Origin of the sequence: Chloroflexus sp., assembly GCF_049970315.1 — a bacterium.
Taxonomy (GTDB): domain Bacteria; phylum Chloroflexota; class Chloroflexia; order Chloroflexales; family Chloroflexaceae; genus Chloroflexus.
Window position 1 is genome coordinate 1 of record NZ_JBMFNE010000015.1, and the last position, 18,180, is coordinate 18,180.

Sequence of the window (18,180 nt, forward strand, 5' to 3'; positions counted from 1 at the left end):
CTCGACAGGACAACGAGGGTGGCGGTGGTATACTCCGTTCACGATGACACGGGCAGGGTTCGCTCCCCCTTGTCATTTCGAGCGCAGCGAGCAATCTGATAGAGTACGATGTGCAATACGCGAGTCTTGACCCTCAATTGCTCACGTGCGGCGCTACTCCCCCACATACAGCACACATTGGTGGATCACCGACTGCGAGCGCCCACACCTTGCAAGTCGGACAACGAAAACTGAGCACTTGCGGCGAGAATAATGGCGGGATAGGAGGCAAACGTCGTGCTGCCTGTAAATCGGTAAACCGGGCTGCACCAAGCAAGGTTGCCTGATCGATCCGCTCACCAGCCCAGTGCAATTCGAGGATCATTCCCGGTGTCAACAGATGGCGTGCAGTCACGTTACGTAACGCTGCATCATCGATGGTCAATGTCTGCTCAGGACCGCCATCGGGCCATGGTTGTGCGGTCAAGGTCACCGTCTCACCGGCAAAAAAGCCGCCAACATTCAACACTTCGCGGATCACCACTCGCATGTTACCACCCGCCTGATCGTATCGCACCGAAAGTGGCGTGACCGGTTCACGGATGCAGAAACAGTCGGTCAATTGCTGTTGCCAACTGACGTAGCGTCGTCACCTCATGCATTGCATCACACATCGGTGCATATTTGTAGATGTCACTGCTCAGTGAGCCGGGATCGTAGACACCCCATTTCCATCGTTCTTCAGTTGCGAACCAGACAATCCGCCGTGCTCGCCGTCGAATCTGCTCAAACGCCGGCAAGTTCGGATCATTCTCGTTGTTACGCCCATCACCAAGCACGATCACCGTTGTACGCCGGTCAACCAGATGCAGTTTATCGCGGCAGAACTCGGCGAGAGCGTTACCAAGATCGGTACTATAACTGCGGGTAGGACGAATTTCGGTCAATACTTGCGTGATTGCCTGTTCGGGGCGTGATTCGGCAAAGTAGTGCGACATGTCGTACAGCCGGTCGATGAAAGCAAACGAGCGAGTACGGCTCACCTGATCGTGCAGGGCGTAGATCATCAACAGCATACACGACATGACGTGCTGGGTACTCACGCTGCGATCGCACAGAATGACCAGCTTCGGCTTGAGATGACGCTTGCGATGACGTACTAACATCGGGACGCCACCGAAGCGCTGATTAGTGCGGATGGTAGCCTTCGCATCGAGCGTACCGGTCTTTCCACGACGCTGACGTAACGCCAGTCGAGTACGGAGACGCGCAGCGAGTTTGCGCACAAGGGTACGCATTTCGGGCAACAGACTCTCATCGAGCTGTTCGAGCGGCACATCGAGCAATTCACGCTCACTTGGCCGCCCCCTTCCCTGGCGTGGCCCTTGCCCTTGGGCCTGTTCTTGCATCTGTTGGGCAACCTGCTGACCAATCTGCTGTTCGAGCGTCGCGAGATTCTCACGTGCAGCTTGTTCAATCGCCCGCAGTGCCTCTTCGCGTATCCCTTGTGCGCGCAACTGTTCGAGCAGTTGGCGCAACATCTGCTGCAGCCGATTCATCTGCAATTCACGCATTGCCTGTCGCGCCATCCAATCGCGGTAGCGCGGATTGGTCAGATGAGGCGGCGAGACGTTGGCCAACATCGCCCGAATCTGCTGATTACTGAGCGGTTGACCACTGACCATACTCTGAAAAAGTTGGCTCAGTGGGCCGGGGGGAAACTGGGCAAGGATCTGCTGCAACTGACGCATAAGTTGCTGCTGCTCTTCAGGCGAGAGCTGACCACCACCGGCCTGCTGCAAAGGTGGCGGCGAGTCTTTGCCAAAGTAGAGTGGAAAGAGTTCGTTAAAAATGGCTTGATCTTGTCGTTCCTTGATCAATGCCGTCTGCAACGCCAAACGAAAGATATTCCGATCGCTGATGCCGGCCTGCTCAATTGCCCGCAACGCATCGGCCGATTCGGCAACACTAATTCTCACGCCGGCAGCGCGTAACCCGGCAATAAACTCGGTAATTCGTCGATCCATATCTACTCCGTCAGTTGTTCGTCCAATCGCTCCCCCGGTAACCGCCGCGCGGTCGATCCGGACGATCGGGTCGATCCGGGCGATCACCCTGCTGTAGGAGCCGGCGTGCCCGCTGCAAATCGCTCTCGTACTTAAGCAGGACATTCAGCGTCGTATCGAGGGTCGCCTTATCGAGCTGACGCGCATTCAATTCGACTAATGCCCGCGCCCAATCAAGGGTCTCGGAAACACTCGGATGCTTCTTCAGATCGAGCGTGCGTAGACGTTGTACCAAAGCCACCGCTTCACGGGCCAACTTTGGCGCCAAACCGGGCACTTTCAACTGAACAACACGTAGTTCGGCTTCTAAATCGGGATAATCGATATGGATGTAGAGGCAGCGTCGCTTCAGCGCTTCACTCAACTCGCGGGTATTATTCGAGGTAAGGATCACGGTAGGAACATGCTTCGCCTTCAGCGTTCCCAATTCAGGCACCGACACCTGAAAATCACTCAAAACCTCGAGTAAAAAGGCCTCGAATTCAGCATCAGCCCGGTCGATCTCATCGATCAGGAGTACTACCGGTTTATCGCTGGTAATCGCGCGCAACAATGGACGCGGCAGCAAAAAACGCTCCGAGAAGAAAACATCTTCCTGTGCAGCTAACCGGTCGGCAGCTTCACGAAGACTCTGCGCATCACCGAGCAGATCGGACAACTTATCGCGGAGGAGTTGGGTATAGAGCAACTGCTTGGCGTACTCCCACTCGTAAAGTGCTTTTGTCTCGTCAAGTCCTTCGTAGCACTGTAGACGGATCAACTCACGACCGAGTGCTGCCGCCCACGCCTTAGCCAGTTCGGTTTTGCCTACTCCAGCCGGCCCTTCGGCCAGCAACGGCTTACCGAGACGTTCGGCAAGGAAGACTGCCGTGCTGATCTCATCGGAGGCGATATAATTTTGCCGCCCCAACATATCGCGAACATCAGTCATCGAATGAAACATGCCCATGGGCCTTTCTACGTTGCGTGATAGCGGAGGTAAACCACCTTGAGGGTGAAAAACGCCGGTACGATCGCGAGAGGTTGGTAACACAAGGCCAGGTTGCCGTACAACGTCAACAATCACCGTTGTGCGAGGGTATCGTTACGTGCTACTTGCGTATGTACACCCTCCTGAGTTAACCACCGGATACAACTATTATATCACCGTTTTACGCTGCATACCGGGAATTATTCCTGCGGTATACTATGGTTATGAAACGACATTATCGCTTTCGTGCCATCCTGTTTGATCTTGATGGAACTCTGACCGACCCATTTGTCGGCATTAGTCGCAGCGTCAACTACGCACTGACACAGATCGGTCACTCGCCCCTCGGTGATGAAGAACTGCGCGGTTGGATTGGGCCATCGTTGCACGCCTCCTTCGAGCAGGTGCTCGGCGACCCAAGATTGGCCTATCAAGCCGTCGCCCATTATCGACAACGCTACTGGGAAATCGGGATGTTCGAGAACAGCGTGTTTCCCGGCATTCCCGAATTGCTGTACGATCTACGGGCAGCCGGTATCCGCTTGTTTGTTGCCACCTCGAAGATACGCCCACCAACCGAACGGATCTTAGCCCACTTTGGACTACGCACCTATTTCGAAGCCATTGCCGCCGTTGATCCCGACGATCGCGATGGCAACAAAGCCATGGTTATCGCCTTACTGCTGCCGCGTCTCGGTATTGATCGAGGATGGGCTGTCATGGTTGGTGATACCATCTACGACATTAGCGGCGCACGAGCGCACCGTATGCCATGTATTGCGGTAACCTATGGATACGGTGCATACCGTGATCTCTATCTCGCGGCACCATTAGCACTGGCCGACTCGGTAACAGCATTACGTCACTTGGTCCTAGAATAGTTACGGTATGGGCAAGCGAGCAGCCGGATCACCCAACAACATATAGTTACGGGCATCGTTACGAGCCATCCACAGCGTTGACAACTCACGCGGTTCCGGTTGCTTGCCGAATTTGATATTCTCAAGTTCCTCGGCTAAGGTCATCGAGCGCGCCGCTTGAATAATGTTGAATTGATCGGTTGCGCTCCCCAGCCGCTTCCCGGCCACCAACCGACCGATCACATCTTCAAACGCTTGGGTCTGACCACGCGCGCCGTCTATGCTGAAACCGTATGTCCATGCCCGTTCCACGTGACCAACTACCCCAAGCGCACCGCGCAACAAGAGCTGCTGCGGTAGTTGGGCGACGAAGGTAAACGGGGCGATGACCGGCCGGCCTTTTTCTGGGTCAAAGATAAACTCATCTCGCTGTGGGCAACCGGCACCATAGCAGGCAAACAGCAAGGCAACCATACCTTCAAGCGAGAGGTTACTCGGCAAATCTTCGGCAGCAAACCAATGCTCGCGCTTAATCCCCCCAAAACCGGTCCAGTCTTGCGTCACCAGTGCTCCTTGATAAGGGATCAATTCGCGGTCGGTGACCGGCAGGCCTAGACCATGCGTCGCGCTAAACCAGATCGCCGGTGGCCGGTTTTCATCACGCAGAGCTTGCTCAAGGTTACTGCGGGTTGCGTCGTTTGCCAACAACAACCGCTTCCCGTAGCCCAATCGCTGTGGTAGACCACGGTCGTGCCACTCGGCCAGCGGCTTAACTAACTCAAGCGCACTGCGTTCGGTCGATTTATCGAGATCGTGACGGGTACCAAAATATACAATCTCGTGGCGTATCCGAACATCGTTGACCGACCTTCGTTCGTAGTCAATCAGGCGCTGCGCATAGGTGGTGTAATCGGCATAGCGATGTTGACCGCGTTCGTCGGTGAAACAGAGACGACCCACTCCCCAGAAGATATCGAGTTCGTATTGGACATTGAAGCTAATAAATGCCTGATCGTTCGCTGTAAGCGGGCCGGGGCGCGCTGCAATCAGGATGTAGAAGGGAACGCCTTGGCTCGGCTTGACCGGGCCGGGCATCGTGCCATGGCGGGCGAGCCAGCTATTGACTCGCTCACCCGGACGATACACTAAGACCGGTGCCCGTTGTTCCCACGGTTGCTTGAGATCGGCGTAGCGACTAGCCCATTCAGCACACGTCTCACCAGGACGGAAGTCAACTAGTGGGAGGGCAATACCCTGCTGGTAGGCACGATGCTCGATGAGCGGCCACAACGCCTGAATAATCCGAGCATCGTCAACCGCGTTCACCATAACTGCCCACCGCGCTTGCGCGAGGTCTTCTTGATCAACATCGGCAACCACACCAAAATGTCTTTCTTCAGCCTCGTTACGGGTCTTGTGGAGTGTCTGCAATTCTTTCGGATCATCGCTACGTTGGGCCAATTCACTGGCGGCTTTAGCATCGATCCGCAACAACGGTTCGCCTCGGCGGCCATCGATCCCATTCGGATACAACTCATCACTGCTTTGCTCATCGGCAATAAGGATCAATGGGCCGCTATAGCCGGCCACAACCGTTACCGGTTCAGGTGATGGTGGTAACGCCGGGGTCGGCTCAACGGCTCTCATGACCGGTTGCGGTTGCCCACCTACCAGCGCCTGCAACCGATTGATCAACGTCTCAAGCCGGGCACGGATCGCCTGGGCTTCGGCCAGAATCGCCGCCAATTCCGAGGTAGTCGACGCACTCAACGTCACTGTCGACGCAGTTGCTGCTTCAATGATCACACTAGTAGCGATCAACGCTGCCAACCCTTCTTCATAGATGAGTTGATATGGGACATGGCAATAACCGGGACCATCAGGATTTTCGTTCGCCCACTCGCTCCCCCACGAATTCCGCACAATAAAATAGCCACCGCCGGGAGCCGTCGGATCATCACGGTAGCCCAATACACACATCGCATGGCCACCCAACCGTTGCTCACCGGGCAACGCCTTACGCACCCGCCCAATTCGACGAACCTGCCCACTACTCGTCCAATGCTCACCGATCATCAAACCGATCAACACCGGTCGGCCGGCGGCCAGTGCGGCCTTGATCTGGTTCACATCACGGGGAGGTAATTGTTCAACCCCGCTAATCCGACGCTGCTTAGCTTCCTGAAACGCCCGGTCACTTGGCCGCTCGTGACCGGGGTTGGTGTGGTCTACCGGTTCGGGGCGATAGGGCCACGTCTCCTCACGGCAAACCCCCAACTCGGCAACGGCGCGTAATGCAACCAATGGGTTCGTACCGACATCACCGGGGATACCATCACGCGCTTTACTAATCCAGTAAATAAACTGTTCGGAGAGGTCGGTGGGGTCGTTGCTAAGTGCCTGCACCATGGCAGCCACCGTAAACGCGACACACGTATTGCGTGGTCCTTGACTGATTGGCGGAGGTAGAGTCGCAATCGGTGGTACTTCGGCAGGCAAGCCGACCGGTGGACTAAACGAAGTTGCATCAACCTCCGGCAAATCGGTGAAGATTGCACCGGTACCGACCGGCTCCATCGCGACATCAACGCTAAACGAGCTGGCATCAGGCGCCACTTCCTGCACTGCCATCACCATTGCCCGCACATCGTTTTCACTTCGCCCCAACACTTGAGCAAGCGCAGCAAGCCCGCTCCCAAGACCGGCATTACTCGCACGCGCCGTTGCTACCAACTCTTCGACACTAGTAATCCAGTAGTCGGCCAACACCCTCCGGGTTACCTCATCGATCGTAGGCACTGCGGTAAGCGGGGTCAAGGCACGCATAGCACTTCTCCGAACGCAACGACGCAAAGGAGCGAAGGGGCAACGAGTCTGTAGGTGATAGTCACATTCGCGCCAAGATACCGCGCAGCAGTGCAGCAAATTGAGGCTTTGCTGCCTCACCGGCGGCAATAACTTCTTCGTGATTAGCCGGTGGACCGTCAGGCAAGGCGAGGTTGGTAATCAGCGAGAAGCCAAGCACGCGCATTCCACTATGCACCGCAACAATCACTTCCGGCGCTGTCGACATGCCGACTGCATCGGCCCCCCACATGCGCACCATCCGTAGCTCAGCAGCGCTCTCGAAATGGGGACCGCTCAGCATACAATAGACACCTTCGCGCAACACCACACCCAACTCCGCAGCGACAGTGCGGGCAAGTGGAACGAGGTTATTCTCGAATGCGCCGACCATAGCCGGAAAGCGTGGTCCCAACCGCTCATCATTTGGACCGCGCAACGGATGATGACCGGCCATCCCCGGTAAGAAGATTTGATCGCTGATCCGCATAATATCGCCGACCTTCCAATCGGGACGCAGACCACCTGCCGCATTGGTGACGATGAGTGTATCGCACCCCAATGCTCGCAAGACGCGCACCGGGAAGGTGATCTCTTGCATGCTGTACCCTTCGTAAAAGTGAAAGCGGCCACGCATGACTGCTACCTGCTGTCCGGCCAGCAGACCAACTGCTAACTCACCGCGATGCCCGATTACCTTTGGCTCGTGAAAGCCAGGAATATCTCGGTACGGAATGACGACCGGATCATCCATCTCGTCGGCCAACGCACTTAACCCCGAACCAAGGATGAGGCCGACTCGTGGGGTATGACGTAACCATGGCATAATCGCTGCGCGAGCTTGTTCGATGTCGTTATACATGAATCACCACAATGAAAAAGCGACAGAACCTGTAATCGACCATCACCATAGTGATGGCGGAATGGCAACACAACACTACGATTTCACTCCTAGATTCGGCTTAATAAATCGCGCTTCTTGGCCTCAAACTCCTCTGGGGACAGAATACCGCGATCACGCAAACGAGCTAACTCTTCGAGGGTACGCTGAATATCGATTGCGCCGCCGACCGGACGACCGGGAGTGTAGCCATCGGTATCGAGATAGCCATAACCGCGGTCGAGGTTGTGCTTTGCTTCGAGTAATGCACGTTTGAACTCAAGCGGTGCTTCAATCCGATCTATGACGTTTGCACCCTCTGCCCCTGAGGCCGTCAGAATCTCAATAGTACCAAAATTAAAGATTCGGCCTAGAATACTCTGACGCAATTCGATATCATTAATCTTTTCCAACGATGAATCGATCACCCGTTTGTTAAACACGCCACGAATTTGTAACACGCGCCGGTCGGTGATCACAATTTGTTCAGAATTCCAGCGTAAAAAATCGAGAAATCCACTGATCAGCACCATCACACTAATCACAATACAGATCAGGAGGATCAGACTACTGATGCTGATTCCACCGATCGTTGCCGTTGGATTATTGCGAAACGCCACATTGGAAGCAACACCCGCTGCAACTAACACGGCAATGAGGCTCAGTTCAGTCAAAATATTGATAATCAACACAAAAATATGCTGGCGGGCAATATACAGAATCTGTTCGCCCCGCCCGAGCAGGCTTTCAACATAACTCATGGCCCGCCCTCCTCTGATGCAGACAACGTTGTTGACATAGCCTTCTACGATAACGATAAGAGACGATCAAGAAACTCAGCCGATTTCAGATCACGTTCGAGCAGGTGCCGCAAACTGGCCCGTAGCAAATCGGTAACTTCACGACGGGTCTCCGTCGAGATGCGTAAATGTTCACTGACGGTTATCGGTTGCGTCTGGAGATAGCGGAGCAGACGAAACGCCCCTTCGCTCATCGATAACGCAGCCGGATCGGCGGCCCGATCGCGCGGGCAGAGCACACCACCCAGTGTCGGACTATACTGATCGGCATCAGGTGTCAAAACATCGTCACAAACGACGCAACGGTGCAGTTGTGGGCGATAACCAAGCAGGTGGAGGAGATGTAGCTCGAAGCTGCTCAGGGTGAGATCGGGCTGTGGGCTACGATCGAGTGACATGAAGGTCTCGACGAGAAGCTGGAACAGTGGCGGGTTTTCGTCTTCTTCAACGGTGAAACGATCGTACAATTCAGCAGCGTAATAACCACAGCCGAGACGGTTCAGTTCGGAGCGTAAGGTTGGAAAAGCATGTACTATCTGACTTTGGGTGACAATATCAAGATTACGACCGACGGCAAGCATCATGTGTACGTGCGTGAAGAGTTCGATGTGACCGGCCAGTCGGCTTTTTGTTTTACGCGCGCCTTTGGCAATGACCCATCGCTTACCCTTTGGGGTAGCAATGAGCAAGAGACGATCGGCTTCGGCAACATCACTACGGCGAAGAATGACAGCTTCGCTGCGATAAACTCGCTCTCGCATGGAATTGGTCGCCAGTGCGCGCCGTCGGTCTTTGCCGGCGATGCGCCTTATGCGGGAATCGGTGTAAGGTTCTCCGCTATCCTAAATTGGGTTGACCGGTTCGTTCTTCCCTTTCAGGGCCTAATTGTATCTTTGCACGCTGTATTATAGCCGTTCACAGGGGGTAGATCAAGCCTCTGAACTTTACTGCTTTACCGGTCTGAAGTACAATTGTCGGTCGGCACATCAGCTATAGGCTGGTCAATGAAGCGTTACTGATACAATAATGTACCTCAAACGATTAGAAATTCAAGGCTTTAAGACTTTTGCATCACGTACCGTTTTCGAGTTTCAGCCGGGTATTACCGCCATCGTTGGCCCGAACGGTAGTGGCAAATCGAATCTGGCCGACGCAGTACGCTGGGTACTCGGTGAGCAGAGTATGAGCGCACTGCGTTGTAAGCAGGCCGGCGAGTTGTTGTTTGCCGGTGGCGGACGCCGCCCTCCGGCGGGGTTGGCCGAGGTCGCTCTGACGATTGACAATAGCGACCGGGTGCTCCCGCTCGATTTTGATGAGGTGACGATTACTCGTCGGGTGACGCGCACCGGTGAAAATGAGTATTTCATTAATCGGGCACGGGTTCGGCTCCGCGATCTCTTGGCGGCAGTTGAACCGCTCGGTGGGTCGTACACGATTATCAATCAAGGTCTAGTTGATGCAGCTCTGACCCTGCGCCCTGCCGATCGGCGCCGATTGTTTGAAGATGCAGCAGAAATCGGTGGCTTTGAGTTGCGCAAGACCGAAGCACTGCGCCGTTTACGTGAAAGCGAGATGAATTTGCAACGAGTCGCCGATCTGCTGGCCGAACTCGAACCACGTCTACGCACGTTACGTCGGCAGGCCGGTCAGGCTCGTCAGTACCGCGAATGGCAGACCGAATTACACCATTTGTTGACGCATTGGCATCACGCCCAGTGGCACGAAGCGCAAGCGCTGGCGCAGCAGGCACAAACGCTCGCCCAACAGGCCGACGACGCGGTGGCCCGCCGGCGTGCGATCCACGCCGAGACGGTCGCCGCGGTGCAGACGAAACGCGCGGCTCTCCGTGAACGGCGTGAAGCACTCAGCGCGCTGCACCACCAGGCTGCCGTCTTGCACCAACAGGCTGAGACGCTGCAACGCGATTTGGCGATTGAGCACGAGCGATTAGCGGCTGCGGCCCAACGTAGCGAAGAGATGGAACGGCATCTGATGACATTGGCCGAACAGTATCAAGCCGCACTTCACGAGCGTGATCGTGTCGTTGCGATGCTGACGCAGCTCGCACAAGAGATTGCTACCATCCAAGACGAGCTTGCACGTACCGATCATGAACGCGGTGTTGACGAACAAGCACGGGCTGCGTTGGCGGCTGAGCTGCAAGCAGCCCAAGAGCGCGCATTACAAGCCGCCCGCGCCGAAGCAACCGTCGTCAGCCAGATCGAGCAGCTATCAACCCAACAGGCACGACTACGTACCGAACTGGAACGGTTAGCCACCTCATTAACTCAGGCAACCGGCGCCACCGACACCGCTCGGATTGCAGTGACGGACGCCCAAACCGCATTGGTACACGCCGAACAGATGTATCAGGAGATCAGCGCTGCGGTACAAGCTGCGCGCCAAGAACTTGACCGCCTCCGTGCTGCCCGTACCGCTATCGATGAGCAGCGCGCGACTTGTCGCCACACAGTGGCCGAACGTGAGGCGCGTCTCGAAGCCCTTACCCGCCTTGCCCGTTCTCACGCCGGCGCCTTCGCCGGCGTTAAGGCAGCGCTCGAATGGGCAGAACGAAACAGACGAACTGGTTTTACCCTCGTTCAACAGATCATTCGCGTCCCTCCTCTCCTAGAGACGGCGATTGAAGTCGCACTCGGCGCCCGCTTGCAACACATTGTGGTCGAACAGTGGCGTGACGCCGAAGACGCTATCGCCGAACTCCGCCGTAGTGGCGCAGGACGAGCGACATTTCTGCCACTTGATACACTGCGCCGACCGCAGCACGATGGGCGTCGCCCGACTTTTTCCACCAACGTCATCGGGATTGCAGCCGAGCTTGTCGAGTATGACCCCCACTATGCCGTTGTCGTTGAGCAATTGCTCGGTCGCATGCTTGTTGTCGCCGATCTGGCAACAGCACGGTCTGAATTGCGCCATCTTCCACCGGGTTGGACGATTGTCACCCTTGCCGGTGAACAGGTTCAGAGCGGCGGCGCCGTCACCGGTGGTGCCCCAACTCGCGAAAGCGGTGTGTTACGTCGTGAACGTGAACTGCGTGAATTACCAACCCTCGTCACCGAGGCTCGTGCGCAACTAGCCGCTATCGATGAACAACGGGCAGTGATCGAGGCCGAGTTACAAGCCGTCACTCATCGTTTGCGGCAGACCGAGCAAGCGGAACGCGACGCCCATCGCCGCCGCGAGACGGCACGCAACGCACTTGATCAGGCTCAGCACCATGCCCGTCAGGTCGAACAAGAGCAGCAATGGGTAATCACGCAACAAGAACGACTCCTTAACGAACTCAACGCACTCACCGAACAGATAACGGCATTGCAAGCACGCCAGGCAACGTTGCGTGACGAGCACGCTGCTGCCGAAGCTGCACTGGCAGTGGTGCGTGAACGCTACGAGCAGCACGTTCTCGCCGGCCGCACCGTCCAAGATCGGTTAGCCAACCAACGGGCAGCGCTCACCGCTGCCAGGAGCCGGCAACAGATGCTGACCGAACTGCGAAACCGACACGAGCAAACCATAGCCGGTATCGAACAACAGCAACGCGAATTGGAGGTGGCATTACAGGCGTTACAGACGGAACGTGCGCAACGGGAAACGACCTACGCTACCGGCCTTGCCCGTCAACAACACGTACTGGCTGAGCTGAATAGCCTACGGGCGCAGATCGATCCGGCAGAGACTGAACTGAAGACTGCTGAAGCTGAATTAGCCGAGTTAGAGGCAGCCGAGAGCCGTGCTACCGCCGAATTGCTGGCCGCCGAAGCCGATCATAGCCGTTTCGTGCGAGAGGCACAACGAGCCGCCGACCGACTCGAAACCCTGTTCGAGCGTGCAGTTGCCGATGGTGTTGATCTGACAAAGCCACCACCTACTAGCCCCGCACCACCCACAGACGAACTACCGGCGGCTATCGAAGCGCTACGTGCGCGCATTGTGCGGCTTGGTGTTGTGAATCCGTTGGCCCTCGAAGAGTATGAAGAAGCGGCCAAACGCCATACGTTTCTGACCGCTCAAGCCGACGACTTACGCGCAGCCAGTGCGACGTTGCACCAACTGATCGTCGAACTCGATGGAGCAATGAATCATCGCTTCCAGCACACGTTTCAAGCGATAGCAGCGGAATTCAGCGCCACTTTTCAAGAGCTGTTCGGTGGTGGCAGCGCTCGCCTTGAACTAATCGATGCCGATGATACCGGCGATGAAGGCAATGGCAAACGCACGACGCTAGGCGTCGAGATTATCGCTCGTCCACCGGGTAAACGGCCCCAGAACATTGCCTTGCTCTCCGGCGGCGAACGCACACTGACGGCGGTAGCACTGTTGTTTGCCATTTTGAAAGTCAATCCGAGTCCGTTCTGCATTCTCGATGAGACCGACGCAGCACTCGATGAAAGTAATGTAGGACGCTTCCGCACAATGCTGCAACGGCTTACCGATCGAACGCAATTCATCTTGATCACACACAATCGTGGTACGATTGAGGTAGCTGATACGCTCTATGGGGTCAGTATGGGCGATGATGGTGCGTCGCGCGTTGTTTCACTGCGCGTCGAAGAGTATGTGGGAGCTGCACACAATGATCCACGCCGCTGAATTAGCCGACATTCTCAACGGCTGCATCGATTCACTGACGATTGCCCCTGATGGCACCTTGCGCATTGACGATCCACCACCGGGAGCCATCTTTCCCGGCAGTTTTAATCCGTTGCATGAGGGCCATATCGGGTTGCAGCGGGCGGTGATAGTTATGACCGGTCAACCGGTCCATTTCGAGCTGACCATTCGCAACGCCGATAAAGGTGAGTTATCGCTAACCGACATCGAACGGCGGGTCGCCCAATTTCGCGGTCGCTATTACGTCATTCTTGCCGCAGCACCACTGTTTGTCCAGAAGGCGCGTCTCTACCCCGGACGAGCCTTCGTGCTTGGGTATGACACAGCCCTCCGGCTGATCTCACCAACGTACTACGGCAGTAATGAAGCTATGCAAGCCGCCTTCGCAACTATTGCCGCTGCTCACTGCCGCTTCTTCGTCGCCGGACGCCTAATCGACGGGCGTTTCTGCACGCTCGCCGATCTAAACCTCCCGATTGGTTACGAAAAGCTCTTCATTCCCATCCCCGAACATCTCTTTCGGCGTGACATCTCTTCCACCGAATTGCGATCGCGGGAGACGAGCGATACACCGAACACGACAAATAAATAACGGAGCCACGTATGTCCCAACCCTCGATACGTGAAATGCACGAGGCGCTCGAAGCGCGCATCCTCTCACCCTACGCCGCCAAAAGTGCTGCTGCCGTGCGTGAACAACCGGAACCACCGTGTCCGATCCGCACCGCTTACCAGCGTGACCGTGACCGTATTTTGCACTCCAAACCGTTTCGGCGGCTTAAACACAAAACACAGGTATTTATCGCACCCCTCGGTGACCACTACCGTACTCGCTTAACCCATACCCTCGAAGTGACGCAAATTGCTCGCACCGTGGCGCGTGCCCTGCGGCTCAATGAAGACCTGACCGAAGCGATCGGCCTTGGGCACGACATTGGTCATGCTCCCTTCGGGCATGCCGGTGAGACGGCGCTGAGTCGGATCTGCCCTGGTCACTTTCGCCACAACGAACAATCACTGCGCATTGTGGAAGTACTTGAAAACGGGGGAGCTGGCCTGAATCTCACGTTTGCGGTGCGCGAGGGCATCTATATGCACTCAAAGGGGCGACGCGACATCACAGCCAAAGCCTGGGGGGTAGCCAGCACGCTTGAAGGTCAGATTATAAAAATCTGCGATAGTATCGCCTATATCAACCACGATATTGACGATGCCATCCGTGCCGGCATTCTGCGTACCGAAGACTTACCTGCCGATTGCATCGCCATCCTCGGCGACACCCATAGCAAACGACTAGCCACCATGGTTAGTGACATGATCTACCACAACTGGTGGGCAACCGGCGAGGGCACTGCTCCCGATACCCTTACGTTATCGATGAGTCCGACCATCTTAGCTGCTACCAACAAACTGCGTCATTTTTTGTATGAGACGGTCTACCACCGGCCAGAAGCCAAAACCGAGGATGAAAAAGTTCGTTTCATTATCGAAACGCTGTACGACTATTTCATGCACCATCCTGAAGCGATCCCGGCTGAACTGATGGCAATCGTTGAACGGCGAGGCGAACCGATTGAACAAGCGGTTGTCGATTACATTGCCGGTATGACCGACCGGTACGCACTCACCGTTTTCAAACGTATCTTCGTCCCCCGCACGTGGGGCACGCTCTAGCATCGGAGCCATCAACCCATCGCAAGGGTAACACCACGATTGCGGATACCGGAGCAGCTAACGCCCGTAGCGCAACGCTGCTAGCATTCGCTGCACCAGATCGATAGGCATCACTCCATCGGTCTGGAAGGTTAAATCGGCCAACTCGGCATAGAGCGGCGTGCGCTGAGCACGTAATTCGGCCAGACGAGCCGCAGCGTCACCGCGCAGCAAAGGGCGCTGTTCGGCATCAGCAGCGAGGCGCGCAAGAATAGTGGCATCAGTCGCATCGAGCCAGATCACGGTCGCCTGATCGTGCAGCATTCGACGGTTTTCAGCCTGCAAGACAATCCCGCCACCGGTAGCGATCACTTGTGGCTCACGCAGTGCCTCGGCCAGGGCCACCGATTCGCGAGCACGAAACTCGGCTTCACCATACACCTGAAACAGATCGGCAACACTCATACCGGCCGAGGCGGCTACTGCGGCATCGGTATCGTACCACGGCCAACACAAAGCGCGGGCCAACAAGCGGGCCAACGTTGATTTGCCACATCCGCTCAACCCGATCAACGCAATCGGTCGTTCGAGCCAATTAGGATCCCAGACCATACCCCTGCTCCTATGCAGCCGTCTGCTCTGCCGATCGTTGCAGACGCAGACTCCAAATCACCAACGCCGAGAGGGCATAGGCCAAAGCAGCAGCAACAATCTGCGGCCCATACCCAAAGATCGGTGTTACCCAGCCCCAAATCACTGCCGAAATAGCCCAACCACCGGCCCAGAGCAAACTCATCAAGCTCATAGCAAGCCCACGCTGAGCGGTTGGGGTAGCCCCCATCACCAAGGCATCGTTCATCGGATAACTGGCAGCAATAAAAAAGCCACGGGCAAAAAACCCAATAATGGCGAGCGGCAACCATGGCGTTAACATCAGCAACATTGCCGGTGTCGCACCTAACCGTAGCAGTGCGGCGCCGCGTTGCAAGCCGATACGGCGGACTACCGGCGCACCCAGCAATGCCCCAACGCCGGCGCCAAGTGAAGCCAGCGATAAAGCCAACCCGACTCCGGCGTCGCTCAAACCAAACTGATCGCGAAAAAAGAGATTCTGGAACGGCAAAATTGCGCCACCGCCAACACCAAGCAGAAACGAGGGCAAGGCCATCCAGAGCAGCATGAACCACGAGAGCCGGTGTGATCCAACAGATTCCTCCTCACCAGTGGCACGTGTCTCCGCCACCGCCGGGAGCTGCACCAGTACCGGCCATAACGCCACAATACTCAACCCTATCACTGTCGTGAGAGCCACCCGGTAAGCCACAGTAGATCGCGGCTCAACGGCCATCATCAAGGCTGCCCCCATCGGCAACACCCCACCGACAGCACTGCCGAGCAAGCCGACTATCAATGTCGCCGAGGCATTCATACCGAAGACGAGAGGACGCTGCTCTTCGGTGGTCACCAACGCCAGCAACGGAGTAACTGCGGTAGCAGCCAACAGATAGCAAGCCCCAACGACAAATTGAGCAGCAATAAGCCACGGCAATGCCGGCGCCTGTAAGAGTGCCGCCCAGCCAAGCGCATATCCTATCACACCACCGATCATCGCGCGTTGTGGCCCGAACCGATCGATAAGCCAACCGATCGGTAACCCCATTACCATACCAGCAGCCCGGCTCACCATCGAGAGCAAACCCACGTCATTGATGGTATAACCTTGACTAACGAGGTAAAAATTGAACAAAATATCGGCAATACTGAGGGCGAAGCCGTAAATAAAACTGTGGGCCAAAATACGCCAAACCGCAGCCGGAATCTTGAGGATCGATACGCGCAGGTTGGATGTGATGTGAGTCATAACCGCTCCACACTGGTTCGGCATGTGCCGCCAAACGTCTAGCATACCACAACTTATCTGCCCCTCCGTCGGCTCCGACAAAGCTTGTATCTTTCAACTGTTGCAGATGAGGCATCGGTGCGCTATACTCAGATATAGTTTTAGAGATTTTGTTGTATGCTGATCATGCAGGTGGCGTGTGGATATCGTTCGTGCTCATGTCTTTATCTCCGGCCGCGTTCAAGGTGTCAGCTTTCGTGCGTATACCCGTGATCGGGCACGCGAAGCAAACGTCAAAGGCTGGGTACGCAATCTGAGTGATGGTCGCGTAGAGGCAGTCTTTGAAGGAAGTCGACCGGCCGTCCAAAAGCTTATTAGTTGGTGCTATAGCGGTCCTAGCCAAGCGCAGGTCGAACGGGTGGAAGTCCAATGGGAAGAACCGACCGGCCAAGAGAGTACTTTTTCCATTGTCTGGTAAGGGACATCGTTGTAACATAAGGCAAAGGACCTGTGGCAAGCATGCATAACGATATTTCATCGTCACCTGCACCGAGTTCACACCCTAACCAACCGCCTGATCCCTCATGGAATGAAAGGTCGTTTATGGGCGTGCATCGCTGGAAACTGATTACGAGTGTTTTCATTAGCCTAGCCGTCATCGCGCTAGCTATTGCTAATCGGGCGTGGATTACCGAAGCGTTCAGTTTGCTGAACGATGCCAAACCCGGTTGGCTATTCGCCGCTTTCGTCCTGATTGCCTTGAGCTATCTCATCAGTGCGCAAGTTTTTAATATCGTGCTCCATTCCCTCGGTTATCGCATGAACCTCTTACGCCTGTGGGCAACTGCACTCACTGCAATTATCATCAGTCAATCAGTGCCTGCCGGTGGCGTTGGTAGTTATGCCTTTCTGATGAGTAACTTCAACCGCCGTGGGATTCGGGCCGGCGAATCGGCGCTGATCGCTTCACTGGAAACACTGAGTTATGTTGTTGCCATGCTGCTCATCTTCTCGTTTAGCCTCGGTTACTTCGCATGGCATGGACTCAGAGCTGCCGGGGCGAGCTATCTTGCGGGGCTGATCGGATTATCAGTGATCGGCCTTGCGATCTTTATCCTTACTCGCAGTGAAGAGACATTGCGGCGCTGGCTGAGTAGCCTACAAGATCGGGTAGCTCATCTGTTCGGTCAACGCTGGAAAAGCACATGGATCGACCGCATTGTCGCAGATTTAGTCCGTGCTCGTTCCTTACTCATTCACCGACGGCGTGATGTGATCCTGCTGGTTCTGGTCCAGCTCACCGCCCTCAGTGGTCATAGCTTGGCGATGTTGCTTGTGTTACACGCTCTGGGTACGGATGTAACCTTTGCGGTGGTCTTGTCCGCCTTCGGCGTGGCATTGGTGACGTCTACCTTTAATGTTCTCCCCGGTGGTGGTGGGACGGTTGAAGCGGCGTTGGTCGCCGTATTAAGCCAGATGGGAGTAGGACCGGCGGCAGTACCGGCAGCCATTATTTTTCGACTGTTTAATTACTGGTTGGCGGCCCCAATCGCAGCAATTTGCTATTACTGGCTTATGCACGAGCCGGTGACACCGCTAGTTCAGGCGAAGTTGTCACGTGGGCAACGTGAAGCCCCTTCACACGATTAAACTAAT

15 protein-coding genes are annotated in these 18,180 nt (G+C 55.8%); 6 read left to right on the forward strand and 9 right to left on the reverse strand.

The window, feature by feature from the left end; genetic code table 11:
* Nucleotides 1-133: 133 nt before the first annotated feature.
* Genes ACP5OT_RS11280 through ACP5OT_RS11290 form a run of 3 tightly spaced genes read right to left on the reverse strand, consistent with a single transcriptional unit; the run spans nt 134 to nt 2,988 of the window.
* A complete protein-coding gene (locus tag ACP5OT_RS11280) occupies nt 134-529 on the reverse strand; it encodes a hypothetical protein (RefSeq protein WP_424675458.1) in 396 nt (131 codons plus the stop codon).
* Nucleotides 530-575: 46 nt separating this feature from the next.
* Nucleotides 576-2,006 carry a VWA domain-containing protein gene (locus ACP5OT_RS11285; protein WP_424675459.1) on the reverse strand — a complete coding sequence of 477 codons (1,431 nt, stop codon included), beginning with the start codon at nt 2,004-2,006 and terminating at the stop codon, nt 576-578.
* Between the two features lie 10 nt (nt 2,007-2,016).
* Nucleotides 2,017-2,988 (reverse strand): AAA family ATPase, encoded by a 972-nt coding sequence (locus ACP5OT_RS11290; protein WP_287906246.1) that lies wholly within the window; start codon nt 2,986-2,988, stop codon nt 2,017-2,019.
* A 251-nt stretch (nt 2,989-3,239) separates the two neighbouring features.
* Between ACP5OT_RS11290 and ACP5OT_RS11295 the strand changes: the two genes are divergently transcribed.
* The gene (locus tag ACP5OT_RS11295) at nt 3,240-3,896 is read left to right on the forward strand and encodes an HAD hydrolase-like protein (RefSeq protein WP_428132162.1); all 657 of its coding nucleotides are present in this window, start codon (nt 3,240-3,242) and stop codon (nt 3,894-3,896) included.
* On the opposite strand, the gene ACP5OT_RS11300 is transcribed toward ACP5OT_RS11295, so the two are convergent.
* From ACP5OT_RS11300 to recO, 4 genes are all read right to left on the reverse strand, one after another.
* The gene (locus ACP5OT_RS11300) at nt 3,897-6,701 is read right to left on the reverse strand and encodes a C1 family peptidase (RefSeq protein ID WP_428132165.1); all 2,805 of its coding nucleotides are present in this window, start codon (nt 6,699-6,701) and stop codon (nt 3,897-3,899) included.
* A gap of 61 nt (nt 6,702-6,762) precedes the next feature.
* Complete coding sequence (locus tag ACP5OT_RS11305) at nt 6,763-7,581, reverse strand: purine-nucleoside phosphorylase (protein ID WP_424675462.1); 819 nt, start codon at nt 7,579-7,581, stop codon at nt 6,763-6,765.
* An 89-nt stretch (nt 7,582-7,670) separates the two neighbouring features.
* Nucleotides 7,671-8,360, reverse strand: a complete 690-nt coding sequence (locus tag ACP5OT_RS11310; protein WP_424675463.1) for a PH domain-containing protein — start codon at nt 8,358-8,360, stop codon at nt 7,671-7,673.
* A gap of 44 nt (nt 8,361-8,404) precedes the next feature.
* Nucleotides 8,405-9,160 (reverse strand): DNA repair protein RecO, encoded by a 756-nt coding sequence (recO, locus tag ACP5OT_RS11315; protein WP_424675464.1) that lies wholly within the window; start codon nt 9,158-9,160, stop codon nt 8,405-8,407.
* Nucleotides 9,161-9,425: 265 nt separating this feature from the next.
* Between recO and smc the strand changes: the two genes are divergently transcribed.
* The 3 genes from smc to ACP5OT_RS11330 are packed head-to-tail and all read left to right on the forward strand — an operon-like array spanning nt 9,426 to nt 14,705.
* Nucleotides 9,426-13,010, forward strand: coding sequence for a chromosome segregation protein SMC (smc, locus tag ACP5OT_RS11320; protein WP_428113364.1), 3,585 nt, complete (start codon nt 9,426-9,428; stop codon nt 13,008-13,010).
* Nucleotides 12,976-13,623 carry a hypothetical protein gene (locus ACP5OT_RS11325; protein ID WP_428132167.1) on the forward strand — a complete coding sequence of 216 codons (648 nt, stop codon included), beginning with the start codon at nt 12,976-12,978 and terminating at the stop codon, nt 13,621-13,623. The genes smc and ACP5OT_RS11325 overlap by 35 nt, the downstream gene beginning before the upstream one ends.
* 11 nt (nt 13,624-13,634) lie before the next feature.
* Nucleotides 13,635-14,705, forward strand: a complete 1,071-nt coding sequence (locus tag ACP5OT_RS11330; protein WP_424675467.1) for a deoxyguanosinetriphosphate triphosphohydrolase — start codon at nt 13,635-13,637, stop codon at nt 14,703-14,705.
* A gap of 57 nt (nt 14,706-14,762) precedes the next feature.
* On the opposite strand, the gene ACP5OT_RS11335 is transcribed toward ACP5OT_RS11330, so the two are convergent.
* A complete protein-coding gene (locus ACP5OT_RS11335; protein WP_424675468.1) occupies nt 14,763-15,296 on the reverse strand; it encodes a shikimate kinase in 534 nt (177 codons plus the stop codon).
* A 10-nt stretch (nt 15,297-15,306) separates the two neighbouring features.
* Nucleotides 15,307-16,545 (reverse strand): MFS transporter, encoded by a 1,239-nt coding sequence (locus ACP5OT_RS11340; protein WP_428113361.1) that lies wholly within the window; start codon nt 16,543-16,545, stop codon nt 15,307-15,309.
* Between the two features lie 178 nt (nt 16,546-16,723).
* On the opposite strand from ACP5OT_RS11340, the gene ACP5OT_RS11345 reads away from it, so the two are divergent.
* Entirely contained in the window at nt 16,724-17,002 is a 279-nt protein-coding gene (locus ACP5OT_RS11345) for an acylphosphatase (RefSeq protein ID WP_424675471.1), read from the forward strand.
* Nucleotides 17,003-17,043: 41 nt separating this feature from the next.
* Entirely contained in the window at nt 17,044-18,174 is a 1,131-nt protein-coding gene (locus ACP5OT_RS11350) for a lysylphosphatidylglycerol synthase transmembrane domain-containing protein (RefSeq protein ID WP_428132170.1), read from the forward strand.
* Nucleotides 18,175-18,180 lie beyond the last annotated feature (6 nt).